This is a genomic window from Paenibacillus sp. DP01, assembly GCF_044784315.1.
Taxonomy (GTDB): domain Bacteria; phylum Bacillota; class Bacilli; order Paenibacillales; family Paenibacillaceae; genus Paenibacillus; species Paenibacillus polymyxa.
On sequence record NZ_CP173059.1, the window covers coordinates 4,930,508 to 4,947,652 of the forward strand.

Annotated in this window: 16 protein-coding genes and 3 pseudogenes; 7 read left to right on the forward strand and 12 right to left on the reverse strand. The window is 41.4% G+C overall.

What is annotated here, in order from left to right; genetic code table 11:
- Positions 1-150: 150 nt before the first annotated feature.
- The 3 genes and pseudogenes from ACH59B_RS21825 to ACH59B_RS21835 form a co-directional block, all read right to left on the reverse strand.
- A complete protein-coding gene (locus tag ACH59B_RS21825; RefSeq protein WP_153794252.1) occupies positions 151-1,155 on the reverse strand; it encodes a LacI family DNA-binding transcriptional regulator in 1,005 nt (334 codons plus the stop codon).
- 132 nt (positions 1,156-1,287) lie between these two features.
- Positions 1,288-1,392: pseudogene (locus tag ACH59B_RS21830) on the reverse strand (SUMF1/EgtB/PvdO family nonheme iron enzyme); the annotation flags it as partial.
- A gap of 112 nt (positions 1,393-1,504) precedes the next feature.
- Positions 1,505-2,143: a glycoside hydrolase family 11 protein gene (locus tag ACH59B_RS21835; protein ID WP_016820426.1), complete on the reverse strand. Its 639-nt coding sequence runs from the start codon at positions 2,141-2,143 to the stop codon at positions 1,505-1,507.
- A gap of 335 nt (positions 2,144-2,478) precedes the next feature.
- Here ACH59B_RS21835 and ACH59B_RS21840 point away from each other — a divergent pair, with 335 nt between their 5' ends.
- Positions 2,479-2,868 carry a hypothetical protein gene (locus ACH59B_RS21840; RefSeq protein ID WP_404302659.1) on the forward strand — a complete coding sequence of 130 codons (390 nt, stop codon included), beginning with the start codon at positions 2,479-2,481 and terminating at the stop codon, positions 2,866-2,868.
- 221 nt (positions 2,869-3,089) lie between these two features.
- Here the strand turns inward: ACH59B_RS21840 and ACH59B_RS21845 are convergent, their stop codons facing one another.
- The 3 genes from ACH59B_RS21845 to ACH59B_RS21855 form a co-directional block, all read right to left on the reverse strand.
- Positions 3,090-3,782, reverse strand: coding sequence for a polysaccharide deacetylase family protein (locus ACH59B_RS21845; RefSeq protein WP_404302661.1), 693 nt, complete (start codon positions 3,780-3,782; stop codon positions 3,090-3,092).
- A 254-nt stretch (positions 3,783-4,036) separates the two neighbouring features.
- Positions 4,037-4,561 carry a glycosyltransferase gene (locus ACH59B_RS21850; protein ID WP_404302663.1) on the reverse strand — a complete coding sequence of 175 codons (525 nt, stop codon included), beginning with the start codon at positions 4,559-4,561 and terminating at the stop codon, positions 4,037-4,039.
- 69 nt (positions 4,562-4,630) lie between these two features.
- Positions 4,631-5,212: a DedA family protein gene (locus ACH59B_RS21855; protein WP_045244974.1), complete on the reverse strand. Its 582-nt coding sequence runs from the start codon at positions 5,210-5,212 to the stop codon at positions 4,631-4,633.
- Positions 5,213-5,486: 274 nt separating this feature from the next.
- Between ACH59B_RS21855 and ACH59B_RS21860 the strand changes: the two genes are divergently transcribed.
- The 4 genes and pseudogenes from ACH59B_RS21860 to ACH59B_RS21875 form a co-directional block, all read left to right on the forward strand.
- Positions 5,487-6,053, forward strand: coding sequence for a class I SAM-dependent methyltransferase (locus ACH59B_RS21860; protein WP_016820432.1), 567 nt, complete (start codon positions 5,487-5,489; stop codon positions 6,051-6,053).
- Positions 6,054-6,149: 96 nt separating this feature from the next.
- A complete protein-coding gene (locus ACH59B_RS21865; protein ID WP_017425615.1) occupies positions 6,150-6,830 on the forward strand; it encodes a response regulator transcription factor in 681 nt (226 codons plus the stop codon).
- Positions 6,823-7,926: a cell wall metabolism sensor histidine kinase WalK gene (locus ACH59B_RS21870; protein ID WP_016820434.1), complete on the forward strand. Its 1,104-nt coding sequence runs from the start codon at positions 6,823-6,825 to the stop codon at positions 7,924-7,926. Before ACH59B_RS21865 ends, ACH59B_RS21870 begins: the two co-directional genes overlap by 8 nt.
- A gap of 15 nt (positions 7,927-7,941) precedes the next feature.
- Positions 7,942-8,046 (forward strand): annotated as a pseudogene (locus tag ACH59B_RS21875) (beta-glucanase); the annotation flags it as partial.
- 274 nt (positions 8,047-8,320) lie between these two features.
- Here the strand turns inward: ACH59B_RS21875 and ACH59B_RS21880 are convergent.
- From ACH59B_RS21880 to leuB, 6 genes are all read right to left on the reverse strand, one after another.
- Positions 8,321-9,310, reverse strand: a complete 990-nt coding sequence (locus ACH59B_RS21880; protein ID WP_404302667.1) for a D-isomer specific 2-hydroxyacid dehydrogenase family protein — start codon at positions 9,308-9,310, stop codon at positions 8,321-8,323.
- A 148-nt stretch (positions 9,311-9,458) separates the two neighbouring features.
- Positions 9,459-10,805 (reverse strand): 2-hydroxycarboxylate transporter family protein, encoded by a 1,347-nt coding sequence (locus ACH59B_RS21885; protein ID WP_167438557.1) that lies wholly within the window; start codon positions 10,803-10,805, stop codon positions 9,459-9,461.
- Positions 10,806-10,828: 23 nt separating this feature from the next.
- Complete coding sequence (locus tag ACH59B_RS21890; RefSeq protein WP_404302669.1) at positions 10,829-12,091, reverse strand: aconitase/3-isopropylmalate dehydratase large subunit family protein; 1,263 nt, start codon at positions 12,089-12,091, stop codon at positions 10,829-10,831.
- 7 nt (positions 12,092-12,098) lie between these two features.
- Positions 12,099-12,608, reverse strand: a complete 510-nt coding sequence (locus tag ACH59B_RS21895) for a 3-isopropylmalate dehydratase small subunit (RefSeq protein ID WP_016820438.1) — start codon at positions 12,606-12,608, stop codon at positions 12,099-12,101.
- A gap of 10 nt (positions 12,609-12,618) precedes the next feature.
- Complete coding sequence (locus ACH59B_RS21900) at positions 12,619-13,755, reverse strand: aconitase family protein (RefSeq protein WP_404302671.1); 1,137 nt, start codon at positions 13,753-13,755, stop codon at positions 12,619-12,621.
- Between the two features lie 7 nt (positions 13,756-13,762).
- Complete coding sequence (leuB, locus tag ACH59B_RS21905) at positions 13,763-14,863, reverse strand: 3-isopropylmalate dehydrogenase (protein WP_016820440.1); 1,101 nt, start codon at positions 14,861-14,863, stop codon at positions 13,763-13,765.
- Between the two features lie 393 nt (positions 14,864-15,256).
- Here leuB and ACH59B_RS21910 point away from each other — a divergent pair, with 393 nt between their 5' ends.
- Together ACH59B_RS21910 and ACH59B_RS21915 are read left to right on the forward strand one after the other, a co-directional pair.
- Positions 15,257-16,300, forward strand: a complete 1,044-nt coding sequence (locus ACH59B_RS21910) for a LacI family DNA-binding transcriptional regulator (protein ID WP_016820441.1) — start codon at positions 15,257-15,259, stop codon at positions 16,298-16,300.
- A 146-nt stretch (positions 16,301-16,446) separates the two neighbouring features.
- A pseudogene (locus ACH59B_RS21915) lies at positions 16,447-16,572 on the forward strand (L,D-transpeptidase); the annotation flags it as partial.
- Between the last annotated feature and the right edge of the window lie 573 nt (positions 16,573-17,145).

Genomic DNA, 17,145 nt, shown 5'->3' on the forward strand with positions numbered 1-17,145 from the left:
CTATTTCTGTAATGGCTCTGAACGCTTAAATAAAACGCTTACAAACGGATTATATGTCAAAGAATCATTCTATGTCAATCGTTTGACATGTTAAACCTTTAACATTCTCTAAAAAAAATCTGTTCCCCTTGTTAGAGGAACAGATTTCATTCAGGTCGTTGCACGCTCAATCAGTTCAACAGGCAGCCGATTAACAGGCTGTACCTGCTCTCCCTCTGCCTGTCTACGAATCAGCTCGACCGCCAACCTGCCGATCTCTGCAATTGGCTGTCTTACCGATGTAAGTTCAGGCGTCAGCCAGGAAGCAGCGCTCACGTCATCGAAGCCTACAATACGCACATTCTCCGGTACATGCCGTCCGGCGCGGATATATTCTTTCAGCGCAAAGGCTGCAATAATATCGCTTGTTGCAAACACCCCATCCACATCTGGATGTTCATGAACGAGTTTGGAAATCAATCGCTCGTACTCCTTTTGGTCGAACACATTCAGGTCTGTTTGAACGATTACATGCTCGACACTATTCCTGTTCACGACATCCCGGAAAGCTGTGGTCCGCTCATTGGACAGCATGTTCAGCTCCAGATTTCCACATATATGCGCAATTTTCCGGCACCCTTTGCGAATGAGCAGTTCCGTAGCCAGCTCACCTCCGCGATAATTGTCCGAAGATATGTACGGGATTTGTGGATCAATCTGTCTGTCAAATGTCACAATTGGTGAATTCAAATGTCGGTACTCTTCTACTTCCAAGGTATGGCTACCCATAATGATGCCGTCTACCCGGTTTCGTTTTAACATATCGATATATACTTTTTCCTTCACAGGGTCCATATGCGAATTGCAGAGTAGAACCTTGCACCCCTGCTGATAGGCATAATACTCCACCTGATTAGCAAGCTCACTAAAGAAAGGATGAGAGACATTGGGAATAATAAGACCGATGATATTGGACTGCTTGCGTAGCAGGGACCGTGCTATTTCATTTGGTTGATAATTAAGCTCTTCCATTGCATCGAACACTTTTTTGCGTGTAGCTTCGCTGATATAGCCCCGGTTATTCATTACACGAGATACTGTAGTGACCGACACGCCCGCTTTTAACGCCACATCATGAATTGTTGCCATATAAACCTCTTCCCGAGCAAAATACATACATATAAACTATACCCCCTCCTCATCTTTTCGACAACCTTAGGTATTATGTTAACCCATACATAAAACAGCGACAGCCGTGGACGAGAACTCGTCCTCAACTGTCGCTGTTTCATTAACTACCGTATCCCTTTAGTCTCCGTAACAATCCCAACACCATTCCTTTACATTGCCAGACATATCGCAAATTCCTAATTCGTTGGGTTTTCGTATACAGTTTCCAGATAAGTATTTGTCTCCGGCGTTATTTCCCTGTTTATGTTGTAATACGGTTTTAAGCCCTCATCCTGCTTTCCCCGTGACGAAATGCCAATCGCTCCCGTTCGTTGAACCGTTTGCAGTTGAGTGGTTACCACACCGTTACGTTAGAGCTTCCACTACTCTGATATCCTTCTGTTGCTAACACTTGGTAAGACCAGTTGTTCCCCAGATGCATTCCTTTGCTCGCCCATGCGTTCACGTGGTTGCTGAAAGTGATCGTGGAGTTGCCCCCGGTCGGTCTTTTCGTCTGTCGAACACTCCAGTACTGAATAAACGTCGTTTTTTGGCCTTCAATGGAAGGTGCGTCGTATCGCATTGTTGTGTAGATGTCATATGTGCCTCCATCACTGGTCACCGTACCTTTATACGTTCCGGTAGGTCGATAAGTTCCCCAGCTATCCACGACGTAGTATTCGATAAGTGAGTTTCTCGTCCACCCGTAGAGAGCCAAATATCCATTACCAGACGGCGCCCAGACACCGGCATTGTAGTTAATCGTTCTGTTGGGCGATCCAGTAGTCCAGCCTTTACCGACAACAAAATTCCCGGTATCCTTCCATGTTACGCTGTAATTACCGCCTGATCCATTAACAGCATTGACCGTCCCACCACCATCGGTCCAATTTTGCCAATAGTCTGTCGCTGCACTTGAGGTTGTTGCAAACACCCCAAAACTCATGGAAGCTGCAAGAACTACCGTTAACATTTTCTTACTAAATTTAATCATACTTTACCTCCTGAAATTTTTATATTTGCATTCTACACCTGCTTTTCATTCGATTCTCTGTTGCAGTACATCGCTTATGTGTACCATATTCCGTGTTTTCTTACTTTCACCTCCTTTCTAAGTAAAATTATATAATGATAGCGTTTACATAAAAACTCGACAAATTAAACATTAAACTCTATTATGTTTAGATTTCCTTAAGTTTTATAGAGCCCGTCGAGCGTATATCAGGGTTTCTTTCTTCAGATTTTCTTTAGATATATCCTCGTAAAATCCTTAGATTTTTTCGTTACTATTTTTATATCGAAACGAAAAAAATAGGGAGAAAATAAATCATGGAGAAGAAACAAATGAATTTCAAAGAATATCTACTTTTTTTGCAAGGTTTCCTCACAAATCCACAACGAGTGGGAAGCCTCATACCTAGCTCTCGATTTTTGGCAGCTAAAGTGGTTGAGTCTGTACCCTGGGATGAGGTAAAGACAGTTGCAGAGCTTGGGTCAGGTACAGGTGCTATCACACGTTGCATGAAGACACAATTAACTGGATCAACAAAAGTGGCAGAATACCCGGATTTCGTGTGCCATTCTAATGCTTGCCAATTAGTTAAAAAATTAAATCACGATGACATCGGCCAGCTGGACTGCATTTCCCTCCTGCTTTTGTATATATCTGTCGCAAAAAAAGAGGTGCCATGTAATGGATACAATACTTGTTGTAGCTGACGATTCAGAGATTCAAGACGTTTTTCATGCATATTTGCGCAATGAGGGATACTTTGTCATAAAAGGCTTGTATTAAAATATGGAAAATGTCTGACACCCCTATGGTCCTCATCAAAGACCTAAGTAAAAAAACTTAAGCCCGAACAAAATGTGTTCCTGGCTTAAGTTTTATTTTAGAACCTTTCGATTCAATTTTTCTCGAACTCATGTACTTAGCCAGTTTAACGATCAGCATCTACTCTATGAAAGGAATACCCTGTATATAATGCTTCAGTGATAAATTCATTTAGTGCCTCCAACATATATGCAGGTGCCTCCCTGTCTGCTCCGAACGTCTGTCCACTATCATGAAGGACAATGACAGCTCCCCCCTTTAGCTTGGACAGCAGCCTTTGCTTAATTTTTTGCTTGCCGCCAGAGCTTTTCCAATCACCTACAATAACAGACCAAAGAATCATACGAAATTGCCTCATCAAAAAAAAGTCAAACAGGTTGATAACTCCCCATGGGGGCCGATAGTAAAAGGTTCTTTTCCCAATAATACGATCAATGACGTTGGCCGTTTTGTTAACCTGCTCACGGACCCTCTTAGGACTCATCAAGGCATTGGACCAATGCACGTAATTGTGGATTCCAACAAGATGTCCCTCATTGTGCATTCGTTGGATTAGATCGGGATATTGCTCTGCTTTTCGACCAAGGACAAAAAAGGTTACCTTTATATTGTGCTTCTTTAATAAATCAAGCAAAAGAGGCGTATATTCTGGGTCTGGACCGTCATCAAAGGTCAAAGCAATGGGCTGCTTGCTCGTTCCTCTTTTATAAACCCCGATTCCAAATAGTCGAACCATAAGGGTTGGAATAATCGTGTAGATGAGTAATCCACTGATGATAATTATGAATGTCTGCTCCATAATCCTGCTCCTTTTTAACAGTAATGAATCAATGCTTGTCTTTCTTTAGGAGCATATATTTATTCCATTGACTCTATTGTTCATTTTCACAATTCCAAAAATAACTTCTAATGACGCAAACGCGGACTCTTTAGGATGGAACCGTTTAGTATTTGTCTTCATTTCCTGAAGAAGTTTTGCATCATTTAGCAATTTCGATAGCTGCTTTGTTAAATCCCGAGATGTCTCTGCATGAATGGCTACACCGGAGCGAACTAAAAATCGGCATTATCCTGTTCTTGACCAGGAATTGGCTTACAAAGTAGCATCGGCAGCTCCATAGCAATCGCCTCAAAAGTCGTAACTCCTCCTGGCTTAGTAATCATAATGTCAGATACGGCCATTAATTCATGAACATAATGAATATAACCTGTTAAATGGATGCGATGTTTGGAACCTTTCAGCTTCTCACTCAATTTAATTCGAAGCTTTTCATTATGCCCACAAACAATGATGAATTGTACAGGTTGAGGCAATTGATCAAATTCCTGAATCGTAGAGCTTCCATCGCCAATCATGCCGCAACCTCCTCCCATCACAAGCACAGTAGGCATATAAGGATCTAAACCATGCTTCTTTGCCGTTTTCACTCTTTCCATGGACTGAGAAAATTGCGGCCGAATAGGAATTCCTGTATCCGAAATCTGCATCTCTTCAACACCTAACTGAATCAAAGAATCACGAACAATTTTGGAGCCTACGATATATTGATCGGTATAGGGATAGATTACTTTTTTCATTGATTACAGTTCTCCTTATATCGTTTCAAAAAATCAAACCGTGTTGTCTTATTTATTTCATTCATCGTCTCATGCAGTAAAGATCAACTTGAACCACTTCGTTATGATAAAAGTGCCAACGGCTATTATTAGGGCAGCCACGGCTAATTTAGGATCGATTGTATCTAGCAAATTTAATATATGATGTCCAAAGAATTTGCCAAAAGCAAAGAATGTAGTGGTCCAAGCAAACGCGCTCAAATACGAAATCAAAGCAAACTTCTTGTACGAGACACCGTTGAGACCAACAAACACAGGCAGAATATACCGAACGACTGGAATTAACATTCCAAGACACATTGCAATATCTCCGTGTTGTTCAAAAAGTTTCTCTGCTTTCAAGAAATGACGGTTGTTTTGAAACTTTGGTTTGAATTTCTCTCCAAAAATTCTGCCTGCAAAATAAGCAAATGTAATTGCTACAAACAAACCAGCGAGAATAACCATATATACAATCCACGGGTTTAAAACTCCGTTGTTACTCAAAATTCCACCTGTTAGTATAGTTAACTCATTAGGAACCGGAATCCCAAATGGGCCTAGGCAGAAGGCTAGGAAAAAAAACAAATATCCATAATGATCGACTAGCTGTAAGACAATATCGCTAATCATGTTCTAACCTCCTCGTTATGTCGATGAGAGTATATTAGTATAAAAATCTTAGGAGATTATAGGGATATTTCTAAAGAAATTCTAAAGTAATTAACTGTTTCTTCTTATAAAAAAGCCTTACCAACTTGATTGGTAAGGCTTTTTGGGTTGGATGACATAGACTTTAAGCCTTCCATAGATGAATTCTTTAGATTTTCTTTAGAAATATACTCATAAATTCCTTAGTTTTTTTCAATATGATTTGTGTATATAAACCGTAATGGAGGATAATCGGTTGAAACTCAATGAAAATCTTTTATTTTTGCGAAGCTTTATTCACAGTCCAAAAAATGTGGGAAGTGTTATACCAAGCTCCCGGTTTCTGGCGACCAAAATGGTTAAACAAGCGCCTTGGAACGAGGTTAGGGCAGTCGCAGAGCTCGGTTCGGGTACTGGTGCCATCACACGTTGTATCAATACCCAGGTAAGTGAGGCAACAAAAGTGTTATTATTTGAGATGGATGAGACGATGAGGAATAATTTACAGACAGAATATCCAGACTTCTCCTGTCATCCGAACGCTGCACGTTTAGTAGACGCAATGAAGCAAGAGAACATTCAACAGTTGGATTGTATTTTTAGCGGGCTACCTTTTTTTAATTTTGAGCGTGAATTGAGAGATACTTTGGTTGAACAGATTTATAAAGCTCTCAAACCTGGAGGCCTATTTATCGCCTTTCAATATTCACTTCAAATGAAAAAGCAGCTTTCCGAAAAATTTATCATCGAAAAAATTGATTGGGTGCCTCTCAATATCCCTCCTGCTTTCGTTTACGTTTGTCGTAAAAGGGAAACGATGTAAACGGTGGAATGAACGTGGGCTAATTATGGATAACAATTTAATATGGCACCTTAAATCTCTTAAATCTACCAATTTTTAAAAAAGGAGCAGTCAGTAATGAATACAATCCTTGTTGTGGATGATGACTCCGAAATTCGAGATGTCATTCATGTATATCTACGCAATGAAGGATACCAGGTGATTGAAGCGGCTGACGGGGAGGAAGCTCTGAATGCTATAAAGAAAACATCAATTCATCTGGTTATCCTAGATGTCATGATGCCACGAATGGACGGGATCAAAGCATGTCTTAAAATAAGGGAAATCTCGAATATTCCGATTATCATGCTATCAGCCAAAGAAGAAGATATTGATAAAATCAATGGGCTGACTACCGGGGCCGATGACTACATGATCAAACCGTTTAATCCGTTAGAATTGCTTGCTCGCGTAAAAGCGCAGCTACGGCGTCAGTCATTAATAGGAAAAGAAGAATTTAATTCGCTTATCCTTATTAAGGACCTGGTGATTGATAAGAGTAAACATTCGGTAAAGTTAAAGGGGAATGAAATTTCGCTGACTCCTCTAGAGTTTTCTATCCTGATCTTGCTTGCCAGCCACCCTGGACAGGTTTTTAGTTCAGAGCACATTTACGAAAATGTATGGAAAGCGCCATACGGGTTCTCTGACAATACGGTGATGGTTCATATTCGTAATTTACGAGAAAAATTAGAGCAATTCCCAAGAAATCCACAATATATTAAAACGGTGTGGGGAGTTGGCTACAAAATTGAATGAACATATACAAAAGCCAAAACGAAAAAAACGCATCCAGGTCAACATTTTAATCAGGATGGTGCTGAGTCTCATTATCGCTATTGCTATAAATGATATTCTCATTTTACTTTTCCTGAAAATTAGCAATGTCATGGAATGGCATTGGTTTCGCAATTTTTTTCCTTATCTTCTTACCCCCTTGTTTATGGTTACGTTTATCTTTACTTTTTTAGTTTTGACACGACGAATCGTTAGAGACTTAATTACATTGGAGCAAGGGCTTCAATTTATTTCTGAAGGCAATTTACATTATCGGGTACCTGTGGTTCGGCAAGATGAACTTGGACGGGTCGCGCACAACATCAATCGAATGACCGAACGTTTAGAGCAGCAGATTGTAAAAGAACGTGAAATAGAAAAATCCAAGATGGAGCTGATCACTGGTATTTCACATGACTTGCGTACGCCTCTGACCAGCATTATCGGCTATATCGAGCTTTTAAGAACAGACTCATATCAAGATAAAGATGAATATACGCGCTTTGTTCAGAACACCTATAACAAAGCGATTCATTTGAAGAAGTTGCTGGATGACTTGTTTGAATATACACGGCTCACTTCGGTCGATACCCATTTAAATCTGAGAAGGATCAATTTATTTCAACTTTTGGATCAATTGTTGTTCGAGTTCGAACCCATTGCTCAAGAAAACGGTGTATATATCGTAAAGGATATCGGTGACTCCTCGATCATTACCTCCGTTGACAGCGATAAAATGGCCAGAGCAATCGATAATCTTCTCATGAACGCCTTAAAATATTCCTTAAAGCCGGGACGCATTTGCATTCGACTACAAGCAACTCCTGAGCAAATTACGATTGAGGTCGAAAATGAAGGAATTCCTCTCACGCAAGATCAAAAAGAGAAGCTGTTTGACCGTTTTTATAAAGTTGACCACTCAAGAAGCAGCGAAGGTATCCAAACAGGAGCAGGGCTAGGACTTTCCATAGCAAGGAATATTGTTGAGTTACATCAAGGCACCTTAACGCTCAATCACACCAATAACACATTTATATTTCAGTTGAACTTACCTACAGATAGAAGCTCCAGTTCATAATCACTAAAAAGCATGAAAAAAGCGGATGGATATTCAAATGGGAACATGTTTAATTGCACTTGGCGTTCCAACAACGTCAATTTTACTAACGATGGCAAAATGGAGCGTGGCTTAACGAGTTCTGAATAGATATTGAATTTTAGGTAAAGACACGAGCAATTAGCCTGTAATATAAAAGCAGCCTGTAGTGGCTGCTTTTTTTGATGCATTGATTCAGCCATGCTCCGTCCGTAAAGAAAATCGCTGAAAGTCTATTCAAAGCTGGCGATCACCGATGCGTAGCTTGAATATAATTAGGTGTTTAATAAATCCCTAGTTTAACCCACACATTTGCGAGTGGTATCAACGGCGCTGGTACTACCCAAAATGAAAATGACCACTTGAGTCAAGATAACTAACTCTTGATTTCCCACTGACTCGTGCCATTATTCATAAAAGAGTTGAGCGATTTTAGCGCAATTTCTACCATATCACTCACCGCTTGATCAGTATAAAATGCCATATGTGGCGTTACAATGACATTGGGAAATGATTTTAAAATAGCCAGTTGGTGATTGTTCAGAACATTCAAACGGTGATCCTCATGAAATATTCCCAATTCATCTTCTATGACATCCAGTCCTGCAGCCCCTACTTTGCCTGTCTCAATGCCATGAATCAGCGCTTCGGTATCAATTAGTGGTCCCCGCCCACAATTCACGATGCAGACGCCATCCTTCATTTTAGCGATGCTTTCCCGATTAATCATATGGTAGTTGCTGTCGAATAATGGTGCATGCAGGCTGATCACATCACTAGTGGAGATTAGCTTTTCCAGCGAAACATACTCTATCAAATCCTTTAGATTATCATTTTCGTAAATATCGTAACCTATAATGTTACATCCAAATCCAGAAAGATTTCTGGCAACAGTAGCTCCGATCTGGCCAGTACCTATAATCCCCACTGTTAAGTTTCTGATTTCTCTACCTTGAATACCTGCCAAAGTGTAATCCTGTACGGCGCCTCGCGCTAAAATTTGTTGTGCTTTACGTTCACACATTAGAATTAACATCGTAGTAAAATCCGCGACACTATTGGGCGAGTAGGTAACATTAGAAAAGCGAATGCCATACTCTTTAGCTGCAGCTCTATCTATATAATTGTATCCGGCGCTTCTTAAAGCGAGATACTTGACCCCAACCTTACTTAAAGCTTGCAAAGTTGCTCGATCCGCTTTATTGCTCCCTTGTATCGTTACAGCCTCAGCGTCTTGCGCTTGAATTGCGGTCTCGGCATTTAACTCTTGATTCACATATTTGATATCCAAATCAAACTCATTCCCAAATTTTTTGAAGTATGCCGCTTCGTCAGGACGAGCTTGATAAACTACGATTTTATTCAAGGTTGAAAACTCCTTTCGGTGATTGGCCTTATAATGGAAAATGGAAATGCGTTATTATCGGGCAGTAAATTGTGAACATTTTCACATTAATACTGCCCATATATCGTCCAATGTCAGCCGAATAGCGGAAACATTTTTAATTTGTGCATTATAAAAAGTATGGCAACAGCAAACTGATAACAATAACCATTATGGCTCCGCCGATCCGGTTGGCGATCGTTGCAAATGGCATCATCCCCATCCGCTCTGAAGTTGATAATACCCCGATAGCGCCGGTTCCTCCCAGATTTCCTAAATTAAGACCTACGGCGATCATCGAATCAATGGGGTGGAATTTCATAAACTTGCCGACGATTAATGAACCTACCACAGAACCGATAACCCCAAAAATGATAATGATAAAATTCGAAACTGTAAAATAGGAGGACACTTGGCTCAAATCAAGCGATGCAATCCCAATCCCCGTGATCAGGAACGGTAAAAAGTTTCGAACCATAAATCCTTGCCAATAGTCACTAGATTGGCACAAGGTATCATCCAAAAAGCCTGTTGCTTTCACGATAATGACCAAAATTACAGCCCAGGCTATAAAGTTAAGCTGTGGTATAATGCTCTGCAAAATGTTACCGGCGATTATAAAAACAACCGAAACAAACAACCCTGTACCTAACTTTGTAATATCTTTTTTCAAATCACTCGAGACTTTAGCTTTTTCTTGTGCAGGTTGGTCTGCACTTTTGCGCACATTCTTCAGCAATTCGCCATTACCTGTTAGCGAAGGATAACGCTTACCAAGTTTATGCAACAAGCCAGCGAAAATGACGCAAATCAGGTTCGAAATGTTCATGTATACTAGGAACTGCCCCGAAAAAGTTCCTGCCGGCTTGTGAAAAATTGGGCTGTAAATGGACGGAACAACGGCGATTGCACCAGAAGAGCCTCCAGAATAATTCGGCAAACCGATCATAAACAGACCTTCCAGCAACGTTGAGCCTGTTAAGAGCGATCCTAGAACTAAGAAGATGAATACAAAGGCCAGAGCACCAATAATGCACGGTAATAGCCGTAATGAGATGGAGACGAGCACCTTCCGATCCATACTAAGGATCGAACCGATGATGATTGCCGACAAAAATAAATTAACAAAGCCCGATCCGATCAAACCCGAAATATTCGTCTGTACGTAATCCGGAATCAGACCAAAATACACGAGTGCTGAGCCACCGAATAACGGCAGGAGGATCGCCCCTCCCATCCAACTGCCGAAAATGGGAATGACGCCTCCAACATATGAAAACAAACCACCAGCCATCAAGAGAAATGCAATTGAACCGATAATATCTTTATTCAAATTCCCGGTATAGACCGCAAGCAATATGATGATAGAAAAGGGAATATAGTATTTTAACGACAAGCCTGAAATCTTTATTTTTTTTAATTGAGCTATGAAATTTGACTTCGGCGGAATGGCGGTAACCCCAATTTGCTTATCCATAGTAAACTCCCATCTGATTATTGTTATAGCGCAAATTGTTTAGCTGGATGAGTGATGACCCCCGTTAAGGCGGATGCCGCGGCCACTGCCGGGGAAGACAAATAAATTAGCGACTTCTTGGTTCCCATCCTACCGATAAAGTTGCGATTGTTAGTACCTAGTACCACCTCATCGTCGCTCATTAGACCATAGGGTTGCCCGCAACATAATCCGCAGCAAGGGTGCGATACACTGGCACCGGCATCGATGAAGGTTTGAATATAACCGCGTTCCATCGCTTCTTTGTAAATATTGATGGTTGCCGGAATCACAATCATTTTCAGGAAAGGAGCAATTTTTTTACCTTCAAGAATTTTAGCTGCCATCTCCATATCTTCAATGCTACCGTTGGTGCAAGAACCAATATAAACCTGATTCAGTTTCGTTCCTTCGATTTCGGAAATAGGATGAACATTATCAACGCCTTGTGGACATGACAATTGGGGCTCAAGCTTACTGACATCATAATGAAGAACTTGTTCATACTTGGCGTCTTCGTCTACTTTCAGCCAGGAAATATCATTATAGTCCATGTCATAATACTCGGCTGTTTTTTCATCTGCTTCGAATAATCCTACCTTTGCACCGGCTTCCAAAGCCATGTTGGCTATAGTGAATCGTGACTGCATACTCATGCTGCGCACGGCAGCTCCTGTAAATTCCATCGACTTGTACTGACCGCCGTCCGATTTGATGTCACCAAGGATTCTTAAAATAATATCTTTTGCTCCGACACCTTTCGGAAACTCACCATCAAGCACAATCTTGATGGCCGAAGGAACTTTGAGCCAGATCTCGCCCGTTGCCACAACTGCTGCCATTTCGGTATGTCCAATGCCAGTACAGAAACAACCTGCCCCGCCATAGGTCGTTGTATGGCTATCTGTCGCTACGACGATTTCACCTGGTCTTGCGTATCTTAGTTCATGCATCAGAGAGTGGCAGATTCCCTCGCCCTTATGAACATTTTTAATTTGAAATTTTTCAGCCAGCTCAAGTCCATCCACAAAATGGGCAGGATCGGTATCCGCCTGGTTGGTCGGCATCAAATGGTCAAAGATGATTACTCCGCGGTCCGGGTAGATCGCTTTGGTCACATGCATATCCTTTAACGCGCGCTTCAGGAACGAGGTATAAATATCATGGATCATATATCGATCGGGCCGAGCGATTACCATGTCACCAGGGGCCAGACTTTGTTCTCCCGTATTTTTCATTAATAGTTTTTCAGCCAGTGTATGTCCCATTGTTTTGTTATCTCCCTTCTGCCTCGGCTTTTTCCATGCGTTTAATGATATTGGGGATTAGTCCGCCATCTTGAATAATTTCAAACAAATTATTGGACACCTTGGGAATGCTGAAGCTCTTGCCGTTGACGGTAACTGACTGGTTCACTTCGACGGTCAGGATGTCCCCTTCTTCGCAGTGCTCAGGTATTTCTGCATTTTCAATCAGTAGCATGCCGTTATTGATCGCATTTCTAAAGAAAATGCGGGCAAAGGATTTAGCGATGATGCAGTAAACACCATGTACATTGATCGCTTCGGCGGCCATTTCCCGCGATGATCCGCAGCCAAAATTTTTGCCAGCTACAATAATGTCTCCCGGTTGTACCTGGGATGCAAATTCGGGGCGAAGGGTTTCAAGACAGTGCGAGCCCATTTCCTTTTTATCGAGAATAACTCCGTGCCGGCCTGCAATAATAGTATCTGTATCGACATCATCTGGGAGTTTCCATAACTTTCCGTTAAATTTCTTTTCCATATAAATCTTCTCATCCCTTCGAATTTAATGTGATACAGCCCTTCAACGCGGAGTTAGCGACGGATTCTGCGGAAGCGAGGTAAACCAGCGAGTCCTTTGAGCCGTTGCATCCCTTATAATTCCAGCAACTAGCCGATAGCATCGTTTCGCCTTCGGCAATAACACCTTTTGACGTTGTCACACAGCTGGCACAGCCTGTGCTCAAAATTTGCGCACCACTATCGATAAAGGTCTGAATTAACCCTTCGGAAATAGCCTGCTTGTAAACTTCATTAGTTTGTGGTCCAATCGATAACCGCATATTTATGGGAATCCGTTTTCCTTTCAAAATCGCTGCGGCTGTTCTCAAATCCTCAATACTGCCTCCTGTGCATCCGCCGATGAAACAAGCCGATAATGGAGTACCTGCCAATTCAGCCGCAGGTTGCGATTGATGGATCGACCCCGGCAGAGCAACCATGGGTTGCACATCTCCTAAATCATAGCTTTCTTGGCCCGGTCCTTGAAAATCCATATGAAGAAATGCTGTCACAGCACCGCTTCTCGAAGCCAATTGGCAAAGATCTGTTGTTTCTTTCGGGGATAAGGAATTTAAGCCCTCTCCATAAAATTCGATGGCTTTGCCAGCGTATTTAAGTTCATTTGATGCTAAAAAGGAGATTACGAAGTCTTTGATGGACGCTTCTGATTTTAGTTGGCCCGTAAGTTCGATGTACACGGTTTCCGGAACCACTATATTCATCTTGCCGTTTGTGCACACATGAAGCAATTCGGATGGATTCACATGTATTCCGAGAGCCTGCTTTACACCGAAAATGCTGTTATGCTTACCTGAAGAAACAACGATGTCACCAGGTTTTACATATTGATTCAGCAGAATGTGATATTCGATGCCTTGGGATTGGACAAATTTCAGTTCGTGCTTGCGAGCAAACTGGATGAGTTTTTTCTGTATTTCAGCTGATATGAAATTCCCAGCGGGAGTGTCAAAATAGAGCATTACGATCACCCGCTCAGGCGCTTCAAGCCGCTTTATATTTTCTAATTCATTTACAATTTCTAATGGTAAACTGTCACTTAAAACGATATAGTTCGGTTCAATAACTGTGGTTACTCCGGACTTTTCGTTCAAAATGGATTCGATCATCGTCATATCAAACTAGCTCCTTCCCAATTTCTCTTATCTTTTCGGATATGATAGACCCCATTTCGCTTGTCCCAATCCGTTTACTTCCCGGTAAGCAAATGTCCTTTGTTGCGTATTTTTCATCTAGTACCCGTTTAACCGCTCCCTCGATGGCTTGGCTTTCTTCTTCCAAACCAAAAGCAAAACGTAGCATCATCGCACCGGATAAAATAGATCCGATTGGATTAGCGATATCCTTGCCTACAATGGAATAATCTTTATTGTGTATTTGGTTAGGTGTAAACAGACCTTTGCCCTGGCGATTGAGCTCCGCTGACGGAAGTACATTCGGTGTTCCTGCCAATGCGGATATTTCATCCGAAAGGATATCTCCGAACATGCCAGACGTTAGAATAACGTCATAGTTATGAGGATCGGTAATGACCTGCGCGGCTGCATCATCAATGTACTGATTCACCAGAGCTACATCCCGATAATCTGCACTAACCTCTTGGACAACCTCACGCCACAACTTCGAACTTTCCAGGATGACCGCCTTATCCAAACTTGTGACCTTCTTGCTGCGCCCACGAGCAATTTCAAACGCAGCGCAAGCATTCGCTTTGATCATTTCTTCGTTATAGTACTCTTTATCGAATGCTTCTTTGCCATAATCCCCGATTCCTCGGTATCTTTGGGACATGAGCATGCCGCCGGCCAGATCACGAAGCATAAGAATATTAAATCCCTCGCCAATGATACTGTTTTTCAGTGGGCTCAATTCCGCCAATGATTTATACACGGAGATCGGCCGAAGATTTATCTTAAGCTCTAGCTTTTTCCTAAGTAGAGAAAGAACATAGCTTGGACGCTTTTCTTGTGGCAATTCCGGATACTTGTCGAGCCACAGGCTTCCGAGTAATATCGCGTCGCTTTCTTGACATTGCCTTAGGCTCTTATCAGGAAGGGGTTCACCGTATTTTTGAACGGCCTCGGTTCCGGCTTCACATCTTTCAAAATGAAAGGTATGATGAAATACGTTGCCGACTTCATTCATTACTTTGATCGCTTGGTCAACGATTTCTTTGCCAATACCATCTCCATGAATAACCGAGATATTGTATGCCATCTACCTCATCTTCTCTTTTTAATATTACGGAATCATATTTTTAATCATCCAAAGAGATCACCGTTATATTCCTTGGATTTGCCGAAACATAACAATAATTACGATTACACAGTAAGTACAACGTTGTACTTAAAAATCAATATTCTTATCTATCCACTACACATAAGGCATTCACGCTTCTCCTTTCTAAGGTTTCGGACACATTTTGAAATTAAGTTGAGTACAACGTTTTAGTATAACGTTGTACTCGTTGACAAATTCATTTTATATCAATAAAATGAGCAAATCAAGGACATGTTCTATTTTTCACAATTGTTCACATTTACAGAAAATTAGATTATGATTATATTTAAGGAAAGTATGACCAATTAGTTATTAGATTGGAGACCTAAGATGGTTACACTGAAAGATGTTGCTAAGTTGGCTGAGGTATCTGTTTCGACAGTTTCCATTGTCATTAACGGCAAATCTAAGGAACGAAGTATTCCCTCGACAACCTACAATAAAGTCATGAAAGCCATAGATGAATTGGGATATCAGCCGAATGTTAGTGCAAGACGTCTGCGCAATTTAGATCGGGCCAAGCCGATCATTGCCTTATATTGGACATTAGATGCCCGGACGAACATGCTGGCGGCATTGTTGGCAGGGATTCAATCCGAAATAGAAAAAAAACAATTTGATTTCGAGCTTGTTATACGTATTTATACGAACGATCAAATCGCCAAAGACGCTAAAGAGATCATGAATAATACGTATAATGGAATTATTATTGGTGCTACTTCCGAGGCAGATCTGGCGTATTTGGAGTCATTGTCGCCCCGCATGCCAATCGTTTTGATTAATCGCCAGTCTAAAAAATTCTCCACAGTTTATGTTGACTCTGGCGAAGTTGCAATAGAGGCGGTTTCTTTGCTTACTAAGCAGTCGGTACAACATATCGGAGTAGTCGCAGTGGAAAGTCCTTATGTTGCTTCCAACCAGCGTATAAATGCTTTTCTTGAAGAGTGCAGGAAGCAGCATATTGTGGTTGATCAATCACACATTATAACAGCACCGAATTCGCTTGCCGGAGGAGTTACAGCTGCAGAGAGATATCTTCAAATGACGGATAGACCTAAAACGATATTCTGTGAATCGGATACTATCGTTATGGGAATGATCCATGAATTTAACCGTTTGAAAATTAAAATCCCTGAGGAAGTTGCTATCATATCGATCGGGATGACCGGACCAGACGCTACCCAGTATTCTACACCACCCATTACGGCCATCGATATACCATCTGAGCAGATAGCCGCTGCAGCTATATCTATACTTTATAAATCGTTATCCCAGAAGAACCTACATGAACGGTTGTTGCCTGTTCATCAAAAAATAGCTCCAACAACTTATATTCGAGCTTCATTCCCTTTACCGCCGGATGATAATCCTTAACTTTCCGAGGGCATGAAAGGCTGATCATATGCCGAAGTGCTGTCTTTTTAAAATAAATAGAGCGAGACTGAAAAACACCTTCAAGAAAATGCACCATGTCGTAAGATATGGCACAACCTTGAAAGTGTTTTTTTGTGGTAAGCCTACCATATTCTATTGGACAGCATCAGAGCCATGGTTGTATTCGAATGCGGAACCACGATGTCATGGAATTATACAATCTGGTCCCCCTAGGCACAAAATTAACAATATATGGACATGTATTAGGAGAGTCTGATCAAATGTATAAAAGGAACTGGGGTTATTGGAGTAATACTTAGAAAGAAATAACTGTAAGTGGGGTTACAGGTGATTTGTTGCTCTCCACTTGGGCGTTTCTTTTATGATGAAGAAATTCGAGTTGAGGAAAGATGCTCTAAGTGACAGGTACAGTTTCCCGATTGAATGACACATTAATGGCTTTTTGCTCACAAGAGGGGCTACCGAGTACATAGCGGTAGCCCCTCTTAAAAACGTCATATTGTCGACTCTCGGTTGCTACTCGTTTTTTGTTGCGCTATTGAGAGACATCGCAGCAGCTGCGATGTCGCGCGCTGCCCAATAGCTATTCGGCACATCCTTCCAAGTTAGTAGTAAACGAGTAGCCGCGGCGCACGTTTTAGATATCTGTATTTCTTCCTGTAGTCTTCGTGTGCCTTTTGTTGTTCTTCTGGTGTCATAGTCAAAAAATTAAACTCGTCTGCAATGATCGGCAATTACTTCTTTTCGTTTTTCGGGTATTCGGATTTTATGGTGGAATTATCTCTGTTTAAATGGTTTGATTCTTAGTATACCAAAGGTAAACT